Here is a 1,322-nt window from a genome sequence, read left to right as displayed (position 1 = left end):
GGTGTGTGAGTTCACGACATAGGTGACACATGAGTCGCGTCATGGGTTACACCTGTGTCGATGCCCGATGAGTCGCGTCATAGGTGACAGTCATGACGGATGTCCAAAGCGCGTGTGGTCGTCCTGGAAGTCACTAGCGGTCATCTGTCGGTGAGTGCGGCAGCCCGTGCCTACGGGATGTCCCGTCAACACATCTACCGGCTCGTGCAGCGCTACCACCAAGGCGGTCTTGAGGCCGTTGATCCCCGCTCCCGGCGCCCGGCCAGCAACCCCCGCGCGGTCAGCAACGAGGTGATTGCCGCCGTCGTGCTCACCCGCAAACAGCTCGTCAGTGACGGCCTCGACGCCGGCCCCGTCACCTTGCAAGGACACCTAGCCCACCAGGGCCTGCCGGTCCCGTCGACATCAACGATCCGGCGCATCCTGGGCCATCACGGCCTGATCACCCCGCAACCACGCAAACGGCCGCGCAGCTCCTATCACCGCTTCGCCGCCGAGCAACCCAACGAATGTTGGCAATCAGACTTCACGCACTGGACATTGGCTGATGGCATCGACGTCGAGATCCTCAACTGGCTCGACGACCATTCCCGCTACCTGCTGTGCTGTGTCGCCTACCGCCGCGTCGGCGGGCCCGACGTGGTGGCCAGCTTCACCGCCACCGCCGCCCACTACGGACTGCCCGCGTCTACGCTGACCGACAACGGATCGGTCTACACCTCACGATTCACCCACGGCCACAACGACTTCGAACGCCTGCTAGCCAGTCTGAGTGTCACCCAGAAAAACGGGCATCCCGGCCACCCCCAAACCCAAGGCAAAATCGAACGTTTCCACCAAACCCTCAAACGCTGGCTCGCCGCACGCCCCCGCCCCGCCACACTGGCCGACCTGCAACACCTGCTCGACGCTTTTCGCACCATCTACAACACCGCACGCGCACACCGCGCCCACCCCGGCCGACTCACCCCCGAACAGGCCTACCTAGCCCGACCCAAAGCCACCCCCACCGGCAACCCCCACGCGAAGTTCCGCATCCGCCACGACACCATCGACCAATTCGGCAAACTCACCCTGCGCCACGCCAGCCGCCTCCACCACCTCGGCATCGGCCGACCCCACGCCGGCACCCCCGCCCTGATCCTCATCACCACCCACACCGTCACCGTCATCAGCAAAACCGGTCACCACGTCCTGAGCAGCCACACCATCGACCCCGACAAAAACTACTGGCGCAACCAAAACAAAAACCCCGGCCGATGGCCGGGGAATCTGTAACCCATGACGCGACTCATCTGTCACCTATGACTCGACTCATCACA

The 1,322-nt window shown here is 63.8% G+C and carries 1 protein-coding gene; it reads left to right on the top strand.

Annotated elements, in window-relative coordinates:
- Window positions 1-99: 99 nt before the first annotated feature.
- On the top strand, window positions 100-1,278 hold the full coding sequence (locus tag AWC03_RS24030; protein WP_085243208.1) for an IS481 family transposase: 1,179 nt from the start codon (window positions 100-102) through the stop codon (window positions 1,276-1,278).
- Window positions 1,279-1,322 lie beyond the last annotated feature (44 nt).

This window comes from Mycobacterium europaeum, assembly GCF_002102155.1.
GTDB lineage: Bacteria > Actinomycetota > Actinomycetes > Mycobacteriales > Mycobacteriaceae > Mycobacterium > Mycobacterium europaeum.
This window is presented reverse-complemented; position numbering and strand designations above follow the sequence as displayed.

Excerpts from the sequence above, each read along its gene's own strand:
- AWC03_RS24030 (WP_085243208.1), top strand. The coding sequence starts at position 100 with ATGTCCAAAGCGCGTGTGGTCGTCCTGGAAGTCACTAGCGGTCATCTG.